At 65.2% G+C, this 16,445-nt stretch carries 16 protein-coding genes; 12 read left to right on the plus strand and 4 right to left on the minus strand.

Translation table 11 applies throughout. The annotated features are described in order from the left end of the window. Positions 1–11: 11 nt before the first annotated feature. From pcaF to FJ430_RS15045, 3 genes are read right to left on the minus strand one after another with little or no spacing between them, the layout of a single operon-like run. Positions 12–1,217, minus strand: a complete 1,206-nt coding sequence (gene pcaF / locus FJ430_RS15035; RefSeq protein WP_140706586.1) for a 3-oxoadipyl-CoA thiolase — start codon at positions 1,215–1,217, stop codon at positions 12–14. Next, positions 1,218–2,021 carry a CoA-transferase subunit beta gene (locus FJ430_RS15040; protein ID WP_140706584.1) on the minus strand — a complete coding sequence of 268 codons (804 nt, stop codon included), beginning with the start codon at positions 2,019–2,021 and terminating at the stop codon, positions 1,218–1,220. Next, positions 2,018–2,875: a CoA transferase subunit A gene (locus FJ430_RS15045; protein ID WP_140706582.1), complete on the minus strand. Its 858-nt coding sequence runs from the start codon at positions 2,873–2,875 to the stop codon at positions 2,018–2,020. The genes FJ430_RS15040 and FJ430_RS15045 overlap by 4 nt, the downstream gene beginning before the upstream one ends. Positions 2,876–2,982: 107 nt before the next feature. Between FJ430_RS15045 and FJ430_RS15050 the strand changes: the two genes are divergently transcribed. From FJ430_RS15050 to FJ430_RS15085, 8 genes are all read left to right on the plus strand, one after another. Further along, positions 2,983–3,753 carry an IclR family transcriptional regulator C-terminal domain-containing protein gene (locus tag FJ430_RS15050; RefSeq protein WP_140706580.1) on the plus strand — a complete coding sequence of 257 codons (771 nt, stop codon included), beginning with the start codon at positions 2,983–2,985 and terminating at the stop codon, positions 3,751–3,753. Positions 3,754–3,846: 93 nt separating this feature from the next. After that, positions 3,847–4,572 (plus strand): GntR family transcriptional regulator, encoded by a 726-nt coding sequence (locus tag FJ430_RS15055; protein ID WP_140706578.1) that lies wholly within the window; start codon positions 3,847–3,849, stop codon positions 4,570–4,572. A 2-nt stretch (positions 4,573–4,574) separates the two neighbouring features. After that, positions 4,575–5,606: an ADP-ribosylglycohydrolase family protein gene (locus tag FJ430_RS15060; protein WP_140706576.1), complete on the plus strand. Its 1,032-nt coding sequence runs from the start codon at positions 4,575–4,577 to the stop codon at positions 5,604–5,606. Continuing rightward, positions 5,603–6,571, plus strand: a complete 969-nt coding sequence (locus tag FJ430_RS15065; RefSeq protein ID WP_140706574.1) for a PfkB family carbohydrate kinase — start codon at positions 5,603–5,605, stop codon at positions 6,569–6,571. The genes FJ430_RS15060 and FJ430_RS15065 overlap by 4 nt, the downstream gene beginning before the upstream one ends. A 39-nt stretch (positions 6,572–6,610) precedes the next feature. Next, positions 6,611–7,690 carry an ABC transporter substrate-binding protein gene (locus tag FJ430_RS15070; protein WP_140706572.1) on the plus strand — a complete coding sequence of 360 codons (1,080 nt, stop codon included), beginning with the start codon at positions 6,611–6,613 and terminating at the stop codon, positions 7,688–7,690. A 28-nt stretch (positions 7,691–7,718) separates the two neighbouring features. Further along, entirely contained in the window at positions 7,719–8,588 is an 870-nt protein-coding gene (locus FJ430_RS15075) for an ABC transporter permease (protein ID WP_140706571.1), read from the plus strand. After that, a complete protein-coding gene (locus FJ430_RS15080; protein WP_140640065.1) occupies positions 8,588–9,376 on the plus strand; it encodes an ABC transporter permease in 789 nt (262 codons plus the stop codon). The genes FJ430_RS15075 and FJ430_RS15080 overlap by 1 nt, the downstream gene beginning before the upstream one ends. Further along, positions 9,376–10,440, plus strand: a complete 1,065-nt coding sequence (locus FJ430_RS15085; RefSeq protein ID WP_140706569.1) for an ABC transporter ATP-binding protein — start codon at positions 9,376–9,378, stop codon at positions 10,438–10,440. The genes FJ430_RS15080 and FJ430_RS15085 overlap by 1 nt, the downstream gene beginning before the upstream one ends. 33 nt (positions 10,441–10,473) lie before the next feature. On the opposite strand, the gene FJ430_RS15090 is transcribed toward FJ430_RS15085, so the two are convergent. Next, the gene (locus tag FJ430_RS15090) at positions 10,474–11,502 is read right to left on the minus strand and encodes a LacI family DNA-binding transcriptional regulator (protein WP_140640061.1); all 1,029 of its coding nucleotides are present in this window, start codon (positions 11,500–11,502) and stop codon (positions 10,474–10,476) included. Positions 11,503–11,854: 352 nt separating this feature from the next. Between FJ430_RS15090 and FJ430_RS15095 the strand changes: the two genes are divergently transcribed. The 4 genes from FJ430_RS15095 (at position 11,855) to FJ430_RS15110 (ending at position 16,445) form a co-directional block, all read left to right on the plus strand. Next, complete coding sequence (locus tag FJ430_RS15095) at positions 11,855–13,468, plus strand: extracellular solute-binding protein (protein WP_140706567.1); 1,614 nt, start codon at positions 11,855–11,857, stop codon at positions 13,466–13,468. 81 nt (positions 13,469–13,549) lie between these two features. Next, positions 13,550–14,410, plus strand: coding sequence for a carbohydrate ABC transporter permease (locus FJ430_RS15100; RefSeq protein WP_140706565.1), 861 nt, complete (start codon positions 13,550–13,552; stop codon positions 14,408–14,410). Next, entirely contained in the window at positions 14,407–15,363 is a 957-nt protein-coding gene (locus FJ430_RS15105) for a carbohydrate ABC transporter permease (RefSeq protein WP_140706563.1), read from the plus strand. Before FJ430_RS15100 ends, FJ430_RS15105 begins: the two co-directional genes overlap by 4 nt. Further along, a complete protein-coding gene (locus tag FJ430_RS15110) occupies positions 15,360–16,445 on the plus strand; it encodes an ABC transporter ATP-binding protein (RefSeq protein ID WP_140706561.1) in 1,086 nt (361 codons plus the stop codon). Before FJ430_RS15105 ends, FJ430_RS15110 begins: the two co-directional genes overlap by 4 nt.

Below are 16,445 nucleotides of genomic sequence, written 5' to 3' on the forward strand. Positions count from 1 at the left end.
CGCCTGGACGGTCAGATCCGCTCCAGCGCGATGGCGATGCCCTGGCCGACGCCGATGCACATGGTGGCCAACGCGCGCTTGCCGCCGCGCTCGCGCAGCTCGAGCGCCGCAGTACCCGTGATGCGCGCGCCCGACATGCCGAGCGGATGGCCGAGCGCGATCGCGCCGCCGTTGGGGTTCACATGCTCCGCCTTCTCGGAAATTCCGAGTTGGCGGAGCACGGCAATGCCTTGGGAGGCGAAGGCTTCGTTCAATTCGATGACGTCGAATTGTTCGGGTGTCAGGCCGAGGCGGGCGCAAAGCTTCTTCGTGGCCGGCGCCGGTCCGATGCCCATGATGCGCGGCGCCACACCGGCGACGGCACCGCCGAGGATGCGGGCGATCGGTGTCAGGCCATGCTTCTTCGCGGCTGCCTCGGACGCGATGATCAGGGCAGCAGCGCCGTCATTGACGCCGGAAGCGTTGCCGGCGGTGACGCTGCCGCCCTGGCGGAATGGCGTCGGCAGTTTGGCCAGCGTCTCGATGGTGGTGCCCGCGCGGGGGTGTTCGTCCTTCACGACGATGATCGCGTCGCCTTTCCTTTGCGGGATGGTCACCGGCGTGATCTCCTTCGCCAACCGGCCATTGGCTTGCGCGGCGACCGCCTTGTCCTGGCTGCGTACCGCGAAGGCGTCCTGGTCGATTCTGCTGACGGAAAAATCCTCGGCGACGTTCTCGCCGGTCTCCGGCATGGAGTCGACGCCATACAGCTTCTTCATCAGAGGGTTGACGAAGCGCCAGCCGATGGTGGTGTCGTAAATCTCGGCATTGCGCGAGAAGGCCGTGTCGGCCTTCGGCATGACGAAGGGCGCGCGGCTCATCGATTCGACGCCGCCGGCAATCATCAGCCCGGCCTCGCCTGATTTGATGGCGCGCGCGGCGATGGTGACGGCATCCATGCCCGAGCCGCACAAACGGTTGACGGTCGAACCTGGAATGTCCTGCGGGAGGCCGGCAAGCAGCAGCGCCATGCGCGCCACATTGCGATTGTCCTCGCCGGCCTGGTTGGCGCAGCCATAGACGACGTCATCGACGGCCGCCCAGTCGACGCCGGCATTGCGCCCGACCAGCGCCTTCAACGGAATCGCGCCGAGATCGTCGGCGCGGACGGAAGACAGCGCGCCGCCGAAGCGGCCGATGGGCGTGCGGATGTAGTCGCAGATGAAGGCTTCGGTCATCTAGGCAGCTTTCCCTTTGGCGGCCCCTTGATGCGCCGCCTTGGTGCGGGCCTGCAGGTCGCGCAATGTCTTCAGCTCGAGTTCGGTCGGCGCCGGCGTCTCGTCAAGGGCCTGCGCGAACTTGACCGTCCAGCCACAGGTTTCCTGCACCTGCTCGCGGCTGACGCCCGGATGCAGCGAGACGACGGTGAATTCCTTGGTCACCGGGTCCGGCTTCCAGAAGGCGAGGTCGGTGATCAGCAAAGTCGGGCCGGCCGTGTCGATGCCGAGGCGCTCGCGATGATCGCCACCGTCGCCATGGCCGAAGGAGGTGAAGAAGTCGATCTTCTCGACCATGCCGCGCTTCGACTGCGCCATGGTGATGTAGACCTGCCTCGACGAGGTGGCGATCTCCGGCGCGCCGCCGCCGCCGGGCAGGCGGGTCTTGGGATGCGCATAGTCGCCGATGACGGTGGTGTTGATGTTGCCGAATTTGTCGAGCTGGGCGGCGCCCAGGAAGCCGATCGAGATGCGGCCGCCCTGCAGCCAGTAGCGGAACATCTCCGGCACCGCGACGGTGGTGACCGCCGTCTCGCACAACTCGCCGTCGCCGATCGACAGCGGCAGCACGTCGGGCGCCGTGCCGATGGTGCCGCTCTCATAGATCAGCGTGATGTCGGGAGCATGCGTCAGCCGCGCGACATTGCAGGCGGCCGACGGCGCGCCGATGCCGACGAAGCAGACATCGTCGCTTTTCAGCGCGCGGCTGGCGGCGATCGTCATCATCTCGTTTGGGGTGAAGCCCATATCCTTCGCGTCGCTCATGCGGCTTTCCTCAGATGCTCGACGCGACCGGCAAAGTCGTCCGCGCTGCTCTCGATGACGTTCTTCTGGATCCAGGCCTGGAAGCGGTCGCGGTCGGCGGCGATCTCGTCCCATTCCAGATAGGCGGCGTTGTCGCGCTCGTAATAGCCATGCGCGTAGGAGGGGTGCGAGCCGCCCGGCACGACCGAGATCGCCGCGATCGTCCAGTTCGGCAGCACGGTAAGATTGGGGTGGAGGTCATCGAAATTGTCGACCACTTCCTCGACCGTCACCACGGCGCGCTTTGCGGCAAGAACGGCCTCCTTCTGGATGCCGATAATGCCCTCGACCAGCACGTTGCCTTTCCGGTCCGCCTTCTGCGCATGGATGAAGGTGACGTCGGGCCGGATCGCCGGAACGGCGGCAAGCACCTCGCCGGTGAACGGGCAGGTCACGGATTTGATGTTCGGATTGACCGCGGCGAGACCGGCGCCGCGATAGCCGCGAAACACCGCGCAGGGCAGGCCGGCGGCGCCCGCCTCATAGCCATTGGCCATGCCGGCGTGGCTGTGTTCCTCGACCTCGATGGCGCGGGGAAAGCCGTTCTCGATGGCGTCGCGGGCGCGCCTGAGCAGGCCGACGCCCGGATTGCCGACATAGGAGAAGACGACCTTCTTCGCCATGCCCATGCCGATCATCTGGTCGTAGATCAGGTCGGGCGTCATACGGATCAGCGTCAGGTCGCGAAAGCCCTGGCGGATCGCCTCATGCGCGGCAGCGGTCGGGATCAGATGCGTGAAGCCCTCGAAAGCGACGGTGTTGCCGTCATGCAGATTCTCCGCGACCGCCTCTTTCAGCGGCAGGAACTTGACCATCTCCGGGCTCCTTGGTGCGAAAAGTTCGTATTGCGAACATATGTTTTATATGAGATACTTTTAACTCCAACCTTTGCATTGAGTCAACGCCGGCCTGGAGGCCGCTCGTGGAAGAGGAAGCAATTTCACGCGACCATGTCGGTTCGCTCGAGCGTGGCCTGGCGGTGATGGAAATCCTCGCGCGCCACCCGGCCGGCATGACGCTGACCGAGATGGCAGAGGAGGCGGATCTCACGCGCGCGGGGGCCAGGCGCTTTCTGCTGACATTGGTCGCGACGGGCTATGCGACGCAATCCGGCCGACTGTTTTCGCTGTCGCCGCGCCTTTTGACCGTCGCGCGGACCTGGCTCGGCGGTGCTTCGCTCTGGACCTTCGCTGCGCCTGTCATGCGTGAGGTGGCCGGCAAATTCGACGAAGCCTGCAACGCGGCCGTGCTGTCGGGCGAAGACGTCGTCTATGTGGCGCGCATCCCTGGACGGCGTATCCTGAGCGTGGCGCTCGACGTCGGCACGCGGCTGCCGGCCTATTGCACGTCGATGGGGCGGGTGCTGCTTTCCGGCCTGCCGGCGGATGACTTGAAGACTTTCCTTGCTGAGGCGTCCATCGAGCGGCGGACGCCGAAGACGATCACCGGCCGCGCCGCGGTCGGCAAGGCCATAAACAAGGCGAGGGCGGAGGGCTTCGCCGTCGTCGACGAAGAGCTGGAGCTCGGCCTGCGCTCGATCGCGGTGCCGATCGTCGATCGCGCCGGCCGCACAGTCGCCGCCATCAACGTCTCGACCCAGTCGGCGCGTTTCTCGGTCGAGGCGATGGAGCGCGAGATCCTGCCGGTGCTGCGCAAGGCCAAGCAGCGCGTCGAGGAATTCTTCTTCGTTTGATGCCCAACCGACCGTTGGGCCGAAGGCCGTTGACGGTTCATTTCAGATACGCTAATGAACAGGATTATACAGGTTCATTGAACAGGTATCGATATGGCTCGTCGCGCGATGCAGATCACTCCCGGCACGGGCAAGCCCGAGCAGATCGCAACGGTTCTGGAACATGAGATACGCTCCGGCCTGCTCGGCTTCGGCGACCGCCTGCAGAGCGAGAGCGAACTTGTCCAACGCTTCTCCGTCAGTCGCAACACGGTCCGCAAGGGGCTGGAGGAACTGTCGAGCCGCGGGCTGATTACCACCAAGGTCGGCATCGGCTCCTTCGTGACCTTCGACGGCATGCCGGTCGATGACGCGATCGGCTGGTCGCGCGCGCTTGCCAATGCGGGCGCCAATGCCGAGACCCGCACATTGCGGCTCGAGATCATCGACGACGCGGAACTGGCGGCCAGGCTTGGCGTCGAGAGCGCGTCCTTCATTGCGGTCGACCGCGCCCGCACCAATGCCGATGACGGCCATGCAATCTCGATCGAGCGCAGCCGTCTGCCGCTGTCGCCCGAATTGGAAGACATACCCCTGCGCGGCTTGCGCAAAGGCACGCTGCACCAGACGCTGCGCGGGGCAGGGCTGGTGCCCGATCACGGCGAGGAATGGGTCGACATCGAGATGTTGAGCGCGGCCGACGCCGCGATCCTCGCCTGCGCCCCCGGCACGCCGTTCCTGCGCACGCGCCGCCTGACGCGCGCCGCCGACGGGCGCGCCATCGAATTCGTCACCAGCCTGCTCAACCCCGCGCATTTCGCGCTTCACCTGGAGTTCTGAGCATGGCGGCCGACGCGATTGATCGGGCAATGGGCGCACTGATCGGCGGGGCGCTGGGCGATGCGCTGGGCATGCCGACGCAGCTTCTGTCGCCGGCCCGCATCGCCGAGCTCTACGGTCATGTCGAGGATTTCGTCGCGCCTGCCGCCGACCACCCGGTGTCGAAGGGACTGCCGGCCGGCGCGATCACCGACGACACCGAGCAAGCGCTGCTGCTTGGCCGCATCCTGGTCGAGTCCGGCGAGCGTTTCGACCATGCGCGCTGGGTCAGCGCGCTGCTCGACTGGGAGCGCGACGTCAAGGCGCGCGGCAGCTACGACCTGCTTGGACCATCGACCAAGCGCGCCATCGACGCCATCAACAGCGGCGTGCCGGCCGAAGAGGCCGGACGCAACGGCGACACCAATGGCGCGGCAATGCGCATCGCGCCGGTCGGCATCATGATGCCGCCGGAGCCGCTCGACGCGCTGGTCGCTAAAGTCGCGGAGACCTGCCGGGCCACGCACAACACCTCGATAGCCATTGCCTCGGCCGCGGCGGTCGCCGCCGCGGTCAGTCTCGGTGTCTCGGGTGGCGACTGGCGAGCCGCTTCCGGCCATGCCGCCGCGGCTGCAAGACTGGGTGCAGCGCTCGGCCATTGGGTCACCGGCGGCGACATCGCCGCGCGCATTCTCTGGGCGCAGTCGCTTGTCCGCGGCAAGGCGGAGAAGGAAGCAATCAAGCTGATCGTCGACCTGGTCGGCACGGGCGTCGCCAGCCAGGAATCGGTGCCAGCGGCATTCGCGGTGCTGGAGGTCGCGCAAGGCGATGCATGGCGGGCTGCGGTGATCGCGGCCAATCTCGGCGGCGACACCGACACGATCGGGGCGATTGCCGCCGGCATGGCCGGCGCCTGCGCCGGCCTGTCGAGACTGCCGCAGGATCGCATCCCCGAATTGCATGGCATCGACATCGCGGATGTCCGCGCGCTGGCCGGGGCTCTGGTCGCGGTCCGGACGGCCAAGACCGGTCCAGGCAAGGAGAACGCGGCGTGAGTGGGCGGCTCGTCCATGTCGGCAGCGCGGTGGTCGACTATGTCTACCGCATCGATGCCTTGCCGGCGGCCGGCACGGAAAAGACCGCGACGAGCTACGCCCGCGTCGCCGGCGGCGGCTTCAACATGATGGTCGCGGCAAACCGCACCGGCATGAAGGTGGTGTTCGGCGGCCAGCTCGGCACCGGGCCGGACGGAGACTTCCTGCGCGCAGCCTTCGCGGCCGAAGGCATCGAGACGCTGACGCCGCCATCGCCTTCGATGGACAGCGGCAATTGCGTCGCCATGATCAGCGGCGACGCCGAACGCACCTTCGTCTCCTGGCCGGGCGCCGAGAGCCGGCTCACTCCGGACATGATGAAGCCGGTCCAAGTCGTTGCGGGTGATTGGGTTTTCACCTCCGGCTACACGCTGAGCTATCCTGGCAGTCGCGACGTGCTCACGGACTGGATCGAGGCGCTGCCGGCCGGCATTCCTTTCGTCTTCGATCCGACACCGGTGATCGCCGATATTCCACGGCCGATCCTGGACAGGGTGCTGGGGCGCGCGACCTGGCTGAGCTGCAACACCGACGAGGCCGCAGAGATTGCCGGCGCCGGCGACGCCCAAACCGTCGCCATCCGGTTGCTCGCCGAGCATTGCCCCAGAGCCGAAGGCGTCGTCATCCGCGCCGGCGCGCATGGCTGCCTGGTGCGCATGGCCGACGGCGGTACCCGGGCGGTGCCCGGCTTCGAGGTGGAGGCCGTCGATACCAATGGCGCCGGCGACACGCATATCGGCGCCTTTGTCAGTGGCCTGTCGCACGGTATGCGCCCTTGCGAGGCGGCCCGTTACGCCAACGCCGCCGCGGCCCTTTCCGTCACCCGCCATGGCGGGTCTTCGGCGCCGACCGATGAAGAGATCCAGGAGTTCCTGACCCAGCGCGGCGCAGCGACGGCCGCGCTTGGCCGAGCGGAAGCGACTTAACAAGCCCGTCAATCGGGCAAACAATGAGAGGAAAATACCATGCGCATGCCCAGCCTGACCGCTTTTCTGACGGCCACCGCCGTCTTCGTCTCCGCATTCACGGTTTGTGTATTCCCTTTGGCAGCACAAGCGGCCGAGGAAGTGCATGTGCTCAACTGGAAGGGCTATGGCGCCGACGAGCCGTGGGCGGTCGCCAATTTCGAGAAGGCGACCGGCTTCAAGGTGGTCAACGACTTCTTCAACTCCGAACAGGAGATGCTGACCAAGATCCGCACCAATCCCGGTCTCTACGACGTCGTCATGATCAATGCCGCCTTCAACGATCAGGCGATGGCCGGCAAGCTGATCCAGCCGATCGACGTCTCGAAGCTTTCCAACTATGCCGACATCGCCAAGGACAAGGCCGGCTCGCCGATGCTCAACCATGACGGCAAGGTCTATGGCGTGCCGTGGGTCTGGGGCCTGACCGCTCTCGCCATCAATGACAAGTCCTTTGACAAGCCGCCGACGAGCATCGCCGAGATGTGGAACCCGGCGCATAAGGGCCGCGTCATCATCCGCGACGACGCCGTCGAGGCGGTGCAGTTCGGCGCGCTCGCCTCGGGGCAGAACATCAACGACATCAAGGATATGGAAGCGGTCAAGGCGAAGCTGACTTCGCTGATGCCGCAGATCAAGACCTTCTGGAGTTCGGAAAACGACTGGAACCAGATGGTCGCTTCCAACCAGATCGATATCGGCACCTATTGGAGCGGTTCGGCCGATCGCGCCAAGACGCATTTCAAGCTGCCGGTCTCGCTGGTCATCCCGCAGGAAGGCTCGGTCGCCTGGCTGGATGCGTTCTCGATTCCCGTCGGCTCCAAGAACGTCGCCGGAGCCGAGGCCTTCATCAACTACATGATCGACCCGAAATTCTATGTCGAGTGGGTCACCAAGGTCGGCGCGCCGGTTTCGGCCAACACCAAGGCGGTCGATGCGCTGCCGGAGGACGCCTTCAACCGCAAGGTCATGGGCAGCCCGGACGTCGCCAAGCGCATCCAGTTCCAGGCGCCGATCACCGCCGAGCAGCGCGAGAAATACCTGGCGCTGTGGCAGGAGCTGAAGGTCAACGTGAAGTAATCGGCGTCTTTCGGGGAGGAGAGGCAGAATGGCTGACCAGCTTGCGATCGGTTCGCGCCGCGGACTGAAGCCGGCGCTGCCGCTTCTCCTTCCCGCCTATCTGTGGCTGACGGTGGCGATCTTCCTGCCGCTATCGGCCATGGTCTTTTTCTCGTTCATGACCGACCTGCCGCTGGCCGGAAAGGAATGGTCGTTCACGCTCGGCAACTACGCCGCCTTTTTTTCTCAGAGCCTGTATTCGCGGCTTCTGCTTTCATCGCTGCGGCTCGGCCTCGAAGTGACGCTGTGGTGCGTCGTCATCGGCTATCCGGCGGCCTATGTGCTGGCCAAGGTGCTCAAAGGGCGCAGCCGCGAGGCGATCTTTCTGCTCGTCATCCTGCCGTTCTGGTCGAACGGGCTGGTGCGGATATTCTCCTGGGCCATGGTGCTGCGCGAAGGCGGCATCCTCGACACGGCGCTCAACGCGGTGCTGCCGTTCAAGATCAACATCGATCTCATGTATTCCTATCCGGCCGTCATCATCGGCCTGGTGCACTCTTATGTGCCCTACATGGTGCTGACCTGCTACCTCACGCTGCAGGCGATCGACGACTCGCTGATCGAGGCGGGACGCTCGCTCGGCGCCTCGCGGCGGCAGGTGCTGTGGCGGATCATCATCCCGCTGTCGATGCCGGGCCTGATCGCGGGCTCAGCGCTGATCTTCGTGCCGGTCGTCGGCACCTTCATGGAGCCGCGCATCCTCGGCGGCCGCACCGGCACCTTCTACGGCACCGTCATCGAGGACCAGTTCGTCGCCGTGTTCAACTGGCCCTTGGGCGCCGCGCTCTCCTTCATCCTGCTCGCGGTCGTGCTGATCATCCTGGCGCTGGCGGCGCCGGTCCTGCGGAGGACCAGCTGATGGCGACGACACGCATCCTCGAATGGCTCGGGCGCTTCTACATCGTGCTTCTGCTCGGCTTCCTCTATTTGCCGATCGTCATCATGGCGGCGATGTCCTTCAATGCCTCGCCCTTCTACCAGCTGCCGTTCGAGTGGACGACGGACTGGTACGCCTCGCTCTGGCAGAACGACCAGCTGATCGCGGCGACCTGGAACAGCATCGAGATCGCCGTCATCACCACTTTGATCTCGACGGTGCTGGGCTCGATGGCCTCGTTGGCGCTCTATCGCTACGAGTTCCGCGGCAAGAAAGTGCTGCAGGCACTGCTCTTCCCGCCGATCGCCATTCCGTGGCTGATCACCGGCACGGCGATGCTGATCTTCTTCTTCGGCGTCGGCATCGGTCGTGGGCTTGTCGCCATCCTGCTCGGCCATGTCGCGCTGGCGCTGCCTTATGTGATCGTCGTCGTCTCCGCGCGGCTGCAGACCTTCGCGCCTGAGCTGGAAGAGGCGGCGCGCTCGCTCGGCGCCAACCAGTGGCAGGTGACCATGCGCGTGACCTTGCCCTGGATCATGCCCGGCGTGATCGCCGGCGGGCTGTTCGCCTTTGCCGTGTCGTTCGACCAGTTCGTCGTTTCGTATTTCCTGTCGACGCCCGGCCAGACCACGCTACCGGTCGAAATCTACGCCGCGATCCGCAAGGGCTTCACGCCCGAGATCAACGCGGTCTCGACGATCATCATCGTGGTGTCGATGGCGCTGATGCTGCTCACGGCGCGCTTCTTCAAATTCGGCGGAGAAAAATGATGGCTGGCGTCCAGGTCGCGAACGTCTCCCGCAGTTTCGGCGCGCACAAGGCGCTGGACGACGTGTCGATCGATTTCGCCGATGGCGGCTTCTACGCGCTGCTTGGTCCGTCCGGAAGCGGCAAGACCACGCTGTTGCGTCAGATCGCCGGCTTCGACTTTCCGGACGCCGGCCGCATTGCCATCGGCGGCGAAAGCGTCGAGCGCGTGCCGGTCGAAAAGCGCCGCATCGGCATGGTGTTCCAGAACTATGCGTTGTTCCCGAATATGAGTGTCGCCGACAATGTCGCCTTCGGCCTGTCGGTGCGCGGCGAAGCGAAGGCGACGATCGCGTCGGAGGTTCAGCGCGCGCTCGATCTCGTGCAACTCGGCAAGCTTGGCGCGCGCAAGCCGCACCAGCTCTCCGGCGGCCAGCGCCAGCGCGTGGCGCTGGCGCGGGCCATCGTCACCAAGCCGCGCGTGCTCCTGCTCGATGAGCCGCTCGGCGCGCTCGACAAGGCGCTGCGCGTCGACATGCAGATCGAGCTGAAGCGCATCCAGCGCGAGATCGGCATCACCACCATCTTCGTCACGCACGACCAGGAAGAGGCGCTGACGATGAGTGACCGCATCGGCATCCTGCGCGACGGCAGGCTGGTGCAGGAAGGGCCGCCGGAGGAGATCTACGACAGGCCGCAAAGCGAGTTCGCCGCGACCTTCCTCGGCGACGCCAATATCTTTCGCGGCGATGCGACCGGCTCCGGGATCAGGCTGCCGGACGGCACGACGATCGCGGCATCGACAGGCGCATCGGTGCCGGCCGGGGCCAAGGCGAGTTGCGCGGTCCGGCCCGAACGCATCCGGATTTCGACCGGCGCGGGGAAGGCTGATGAAGGCAACGCGAACACGCTCAAGGGACAAGTCTCGAAACGCATCTTTGCCGGCAACAACAGCACCTATTTCGTCGACCGCGATGGCCAGACGCTGAAAGTGATCGTCCAGAACACGGGCGCCGAGCGGCTTGCCGAAGGTCAGCCCGTAGTTCTTAGCTGGTCGCCGGACAGCACGGTGCTTATCGCGGCCTGAGACTGCCGATCCTCGCAGCCGGGCTGAGATCGCTCAAATCTCCGGGATGCTCTCGCGGAAGATCACCTGCAGCCGCGGCTGGTGGAGCTCGTAGGGCAACCCCCTGACCGAGTGGGACAGGATGTTGAGCGCCTCCCTGGCCTCGACGCGCGGGTTCTGGTCGATCACCGCGTCGAGCGTGCCGTCGAGCAGGAGTTCCTTGGTGCCGTCCGTCACCTCATGGCCGAGGAAGATGATCTCTTTGGCGCGTCCGCGTTCCTTCAGCGCGCGGGCGATGCCGGTGTTGCCGGCGCCGACATTGTAGATCGCGGCGAGGTCGGGGTGGCGCTCGAGCAAAGCGGAAGCCTCCGAATAGGCTTTTTCGCGGTCGTCGAGCATTTCACGCATCTCGACGATCTCGAGGTTGGGGGACTCTTCGGCGAGGATATGGCGGAAACCCATCTCGCGTTCCTCATGGCCGCGATAGGCGAGCGAGCCTGCGAACAGCGCCACCTTGCCCGGACGTCCGGCACCCATGAAGCGGTTGAGAAGATAGCCGGCCAACCGCCCAGCAGCGCGATTGTCGATGCCGATATAGGCGACCCGCGGCACATGCAGGATGTCGGAGGCGATGGTGACGACCTTGATGTCGCTGGCCGACAGCGAGCGGATTGCCTCGCGCACCGTCGGATGGTCGAGCGCGATCACGCCGACGCCTTGCGTCTGGCCATGCAGGTCCTGCAGCAGGCGGGCGAGCCGGTCGGGGTTGAAGCCTTCGATGGTCGTCACGCGGACGTCGAGATCGGGCCGCGTCAGCGCCTGCGCCTCGATGTGCCGGTGCAGCAGCTTGATGAAGGAGTTGGTGCCGGCGGGCAGCGCGAAGTCGAGCCTGATCGTCTGTCCCGGCGCGGTTCGCTGCGGCACGCCGTTCGGCGTCTCGGCGATATAGCCAAGGCGCTGCGCCATCTCGATGACGATCTCGCGCGTGCGGGCCCGCACGCCTGGCCGATTGTTGAGCACACGGTCGACCGTGGCCGGAGAAACGCCGGCTTCCCGGGCTATGTCTGTCAGGGTTGACCGCACGTCGAGCACCTCATCGCAAGCATCAAAATCACGCAGCTTCCACTCAGTTCCGGAAAGCGCCTCGGCGGCGACCGTGATTCTGATGTGAAATGATGTAACCGCCCTTGGCTTGCGCGCAAGCCGGCGCGCTACATAAGGCGGCGAAGGTCCGGCCAAGGCGGTCGGATCGAGGCGAAAGCCCCTCAAATCCAAGCAATGGGTGCGATGTGACGGGTTCGGCGGACTGCATTTTCTTCCTCAATTGCGATCTTATGACGTGTTTTGAGTATTTATGATGTTGACAGGCTTCACGCGCTGTCGTCAATATCCCTCACGTGGGCCATGGAGGAACAGGCCCCGAGGGAGGAATTCGATGTCTCATTTGATCCGCATGTCGCGGCGCCGCCTGCTGGCGTCCGGAGGAAAGGCGGCGGTGTTTGTCGCCGCGACTGGTATTGCACCGCAGTTCATTCGTCCCGGCCGCGCCTTCGCGGCGGATGCGCTGGCGCCCGGCATGATCGGCGGGCCGACCGGCTTCGACGGCGCCGAACGCTACCAGTACGGACCCGACACGCCGGAAGGGCGTGCGGTCGAGGCTGCCAAGGCCCTGAAGGCGGCCGGCAAGGCGCCGGCGAAGATCGTGCTTGGCCTCTCCGACGGCTCGATCGGCCAGCTGACCAAGCCGTTCCCGGCCGGCGCGCCGTCGATCAAGGACCTGTGGGAGAAGGAAACCGGCATCCAGATCGAGATCGTCGGCCTGCCGAACGGCCAGGAATTCACCAAGACGATGCAGGACATCTCCACCAAGGGTGAGGCCTACGACATCTATTCGACCGAATGGAACCGCCTCGGCGATCTCGCCGAAACCGGCGGCATCGCCAAGCTCGACGACTTCGTCGCCAAGCACAAGCCGGAATGGGACGACCCCAAGCAGGGTTACGTCAACGGCGCCAAGGGCGTGTCGCTGCTCAACCAGTATCGCGGCTCGACCTACGGCGTGTCGCTGGACGGCGACTTCCAGACATGGGTCTACCGCGCCGACCTGTTCGGCGACGCCGCGGAGCAGAAGGCGTTCAAGGACAAGTACGGCTACGACCTTGCGCCGCCGAAGACCTGGAAGCAGCACAGCGATGTCGCGGCCTTCTTCCAGCGGCCGGACAAGGGCCTGTTCGGCTCCACCGACCTGCGCAACCAGGGTTGGGGCTACACCAACTGGTACCAGCGCTATGTCTCGATGGCCTCGCCCAACCAGTTCCTGTTCGGCGACGACGGCAAGCCGCTGATCAATTCCGAGCAAGGCATCGCCGCCACCAAGGAGTATGTGGATTCGCTGGCGCATCATTCGCCGGACGCGATCTCGTGGGGCTGGCCGGAGCAGTATGGCAATTTCGCCAAGGGCGGTGCGGCGATGACCTGTGCCTTCTCCAACCTGCCGAAATTCCTCGACAATGCCGGCAACAAGGATTCCGCCGTCACCGGCAAGATAGGCTCGATGCTGCCGCCGGGACGCGAGATCGACGGCAAGCTGATCAGCCGTTCGGTGCTGTGGTTCTCACTGACCGGCATGGTGTCGTCGCAGTCGAAGAATCCGGAGACTGCTTACCTTCTGCTGCAGTGGCTGGGCTCGGCCCGCATCTATGCCTGGATGAGCGCCAATCCGGGCGGCTATCTCGATCCGTTCCGGCTCTCGGATTTCTCCGATCCACTGGTCCGCCAGACCTATCACGCCTACCACATGGACGTCGTGCGCGAGACGGTGGCGCGTACGGTGCCGACCATCAACTATCCCGGCGCCACCGCCTTCCACAATGCGCTCGACGAGAACCTGATGGCGTCGCTGACCAAGGCCAAGACGCCGGAGCAGGCCATGGCCGATACCGAGCGCGAGTGGAAGAAGATCGCGCGCCGCATCGGCGAGGACAAGCTTCTCGAAGCCATCAAGACCAACAAGGAGGCATGGCCGACCGTTCTCGATCCGATCAGCTGATCCGTCTCCCTGGATCAGAAAAGGAGGGGAGGGGCGACTGCTCCTCCCCTTCGCCAGCAACGCCACCAGCAAAGCAGCCAGATGAAGCGTTCCGTTCCTTTCGAGATATTCCGCTACGCCGCGATCCTCGCGGCGATGGCGGTAACGCTGGTGCCGATCCTGTGGATGGTGTCGATGGCCTTCAAGCCGATCGGCGAATGGTCGGCGACGGGCGCCGACCTCACCTGGTGGCCGAAGCAGCCGACGCTCAGCAATTTCCAGTTCGTGTTCGGCCATTCAACCAACGACCTGATCGTCGCGCTCGACCACACGGCGCTGAAGCCGATCCTGTCGTCGCTGCTTTCGGCGGTGTTCGGGACCGCGATTGCCATGTCGGCCGGCACTGCGGCGGCCTACGGCCTGTCGCGCTTCGGCTCCGGCCAGAACCTGCCGCTGGCGCTGATCCAGCTGAGGCTATTTCCGCCGATGGCCGTCATGATCCCGGTGATGATCATGTGGGCATTCCTCAATCTCAACGACACATGGTGGGGGCTGGCGCTGATCTACGGCATCGTCACGCTGCCCTTCGCCTTCTGGCTGATGAAGACCTTCTTCGACGACATGCCGCGCGAGATCGAGGAGGCAGCACTTGTCGAGGGCTGCTCGCGGCTGCGCGTCTTCACCCGTATCACGCTGCCGATGATGCGCGCGCCGTTGGCGAGTGCCGCGCTCTTCGTGTTCATCCTCAACTGGTCGGATTATCTCATCGCGCTGCTGCTCACCACGCGCGAATGGGTGACGATCCCGGTCTACATGGCGTCGCTGTCGTCCTCGATGACCGGACAGCTCTATGGCGCCAAGGCCGCGCTCGGCCTGATCGCGGCGGTGCCGCCGGTCATCATGGGCATCGCCATCCAGCGCCACCTGGTGCGCGGGCTGACCTTCGGAGCGCTCAAGCAATGAGCGCGGTGACGGCGACGATTTCGGAGGACGAGATGGGCGCGCGGACAAAGCCCGCCACGCCTGACGAGGGCTCGAGGCTGGGCTTCCGACTGACCTTGCCGGCGCAGATCCTGGTGCTGTTCATCTCGGCCTTTCCGCTGCTGATGCAGCTTTACATCAGCGTCACCGACTGGTCGCCGCTTTCGGGCGCCGGCTGGTGGAACGCCTGGGAGATGTGGAACAGTTTCGCCAACTACACCGATCTCGCGGCCGACACCCGCTTTTGGAGCGCGCTGCAGCGCACGGCGATCGTCATGCTGGTCTGCGTGCCGGCGGAGTTCCTGCTGGGCCTGGCTCTGGCGACCCTGTTCGCCGACGAGTTTCCCGGCAAGCGGATCTTCTATTCGATCCTGCTGATGCCGATGATGGTCGTGCCCGCGGTCGCCGGCTACATGTTCTTCATGCTGTTCCAGTCGGGCGGCCCGGTGAACGACATCCTGTCGCGGATCGTCGGCACGCCGGTGACCGTCGCCTGGCTGTCGGATCCGAACCTGGCGCTGATCGCGGTCATGATCGCCGACATCTGGCAGTGGACGCCGCTGATGTTCCTGATCCTGCTCGCCGGCCTGGTCGGCGTGCCGGAAGACCAGATGAAGGCGGCGACGCTGCTCGGCGCCAATGCCTGGCAGCGCTTCATCACCATCGTGCTGCCGAAGATGAAGACGATCATCATCATCGCGCTGGCGATAAGGGTGATCGAGAACTTCAAGATATTCGACACGCTCTACATCATGACCGGCGGCGGTCCCGGCGTCGCCACCGAGACGATCTCGGTCTACATCTACAAGGTCACCACGCAGGACCTGATCTGGGGCTATGTGGCGGCGATCGCGCTGGCCATCCTGATCGTGCTTTCGATCGTCGCGGTCTACGCGATGAAGCGCATGGCGCAGGCGCGGGAGGTGCCGGCATGAGCGCGATCCACCTCAAGAACCTGGTCAAGACATTCGGCGACTTCACCGCGCTGAAGACGATGGACCTCGAAATCGCCGACGGCGAGTTCATGGCGCTGCTCGGGCCGTCCGGCTGCGGCAAGTCGACGACGATGAACATGATCGCCGGCATGGAGGAACCGACCAGCGGCAAGATTCTGTTCGGCGAGCGCGACATGGTAGGCGTGCCGATGGGGCGGCGCGGCGTCGGCTTCGTCTTCCAGAACTACGCCATCTTCACCCATATGACGGTTCGGCAGAACCTCGCCTACGGGCCAAGGATGCGTGGCGCCGCCAAGGCCGAGATCGATCGCCGCGTCGGCGCCATCGCCGAGATGCTGCAGCTTTCGCCGCTGCTCGACCGCAAGGCGGACCGGCTGTCAGTCAACATCCTGCAGCGCGTGGCGATCGGCCGCTCGGCGATCATGGAGCCGGCGATCTTCCTGCTCGACGAGCCGCTGTCCAATGTCGACGCCGCCTTCCGCGCGGTGATGCGCACCGAGCTCAAGCAGCTGCAGCGCCAGTTCAGGCAGACCATGGTCTATGTCACGCATGACCAGCTCGAAGCCATGACCATGGCGGACCGCATCGCGGTGATGGATCATGGCGTGCTGCAGCAGGTCGGCACGCCGCTCGAAGTCTACAACAATCCGGCCAACGTCTTCGTCGCGCGCTTCATCGGCGCGCCCGGCATGAACCTGCTGAAGGGCAGGCCGGCGGAAAGCGATCGCGGACTGGTGATCGATCTCGGACCTCTCGGCGTCACGCCGCCCTTGCCGGATGAACTGGCTTCAGCTGCGAGAGCGGCGCGCGGCGACGTGCTCTACGGTTTCCGGCCCGAGCAGGTGGCGCTTGCCGAGCGCGGGCTGTCGATGCCGGTAAGCTTCGTCGAACGGATCGGCGCGCGCACCATCGTCCATCTCGGCGAAGGCGAGAGCGCGGTGAAGGCGGTGTTCGAGAACGATGTCGGGCTGTCGGTCGGGGAGACGGCGGTCGTCGCGCCGCTGGCCTCGTCGGTGCGCGTCTTCGACGCCGCCAGCGGCCTCGCAGTGAAGGCGGGCTGA

The organism is Mesorhizobium sp. B2-8-5, assembly GCF_006440675.2.
GTDB lineage: Bacteria > Pseudomonadota > Alphaproteobacteria > Rhizobiales > Rhizobiaceae > Mesorhizobium.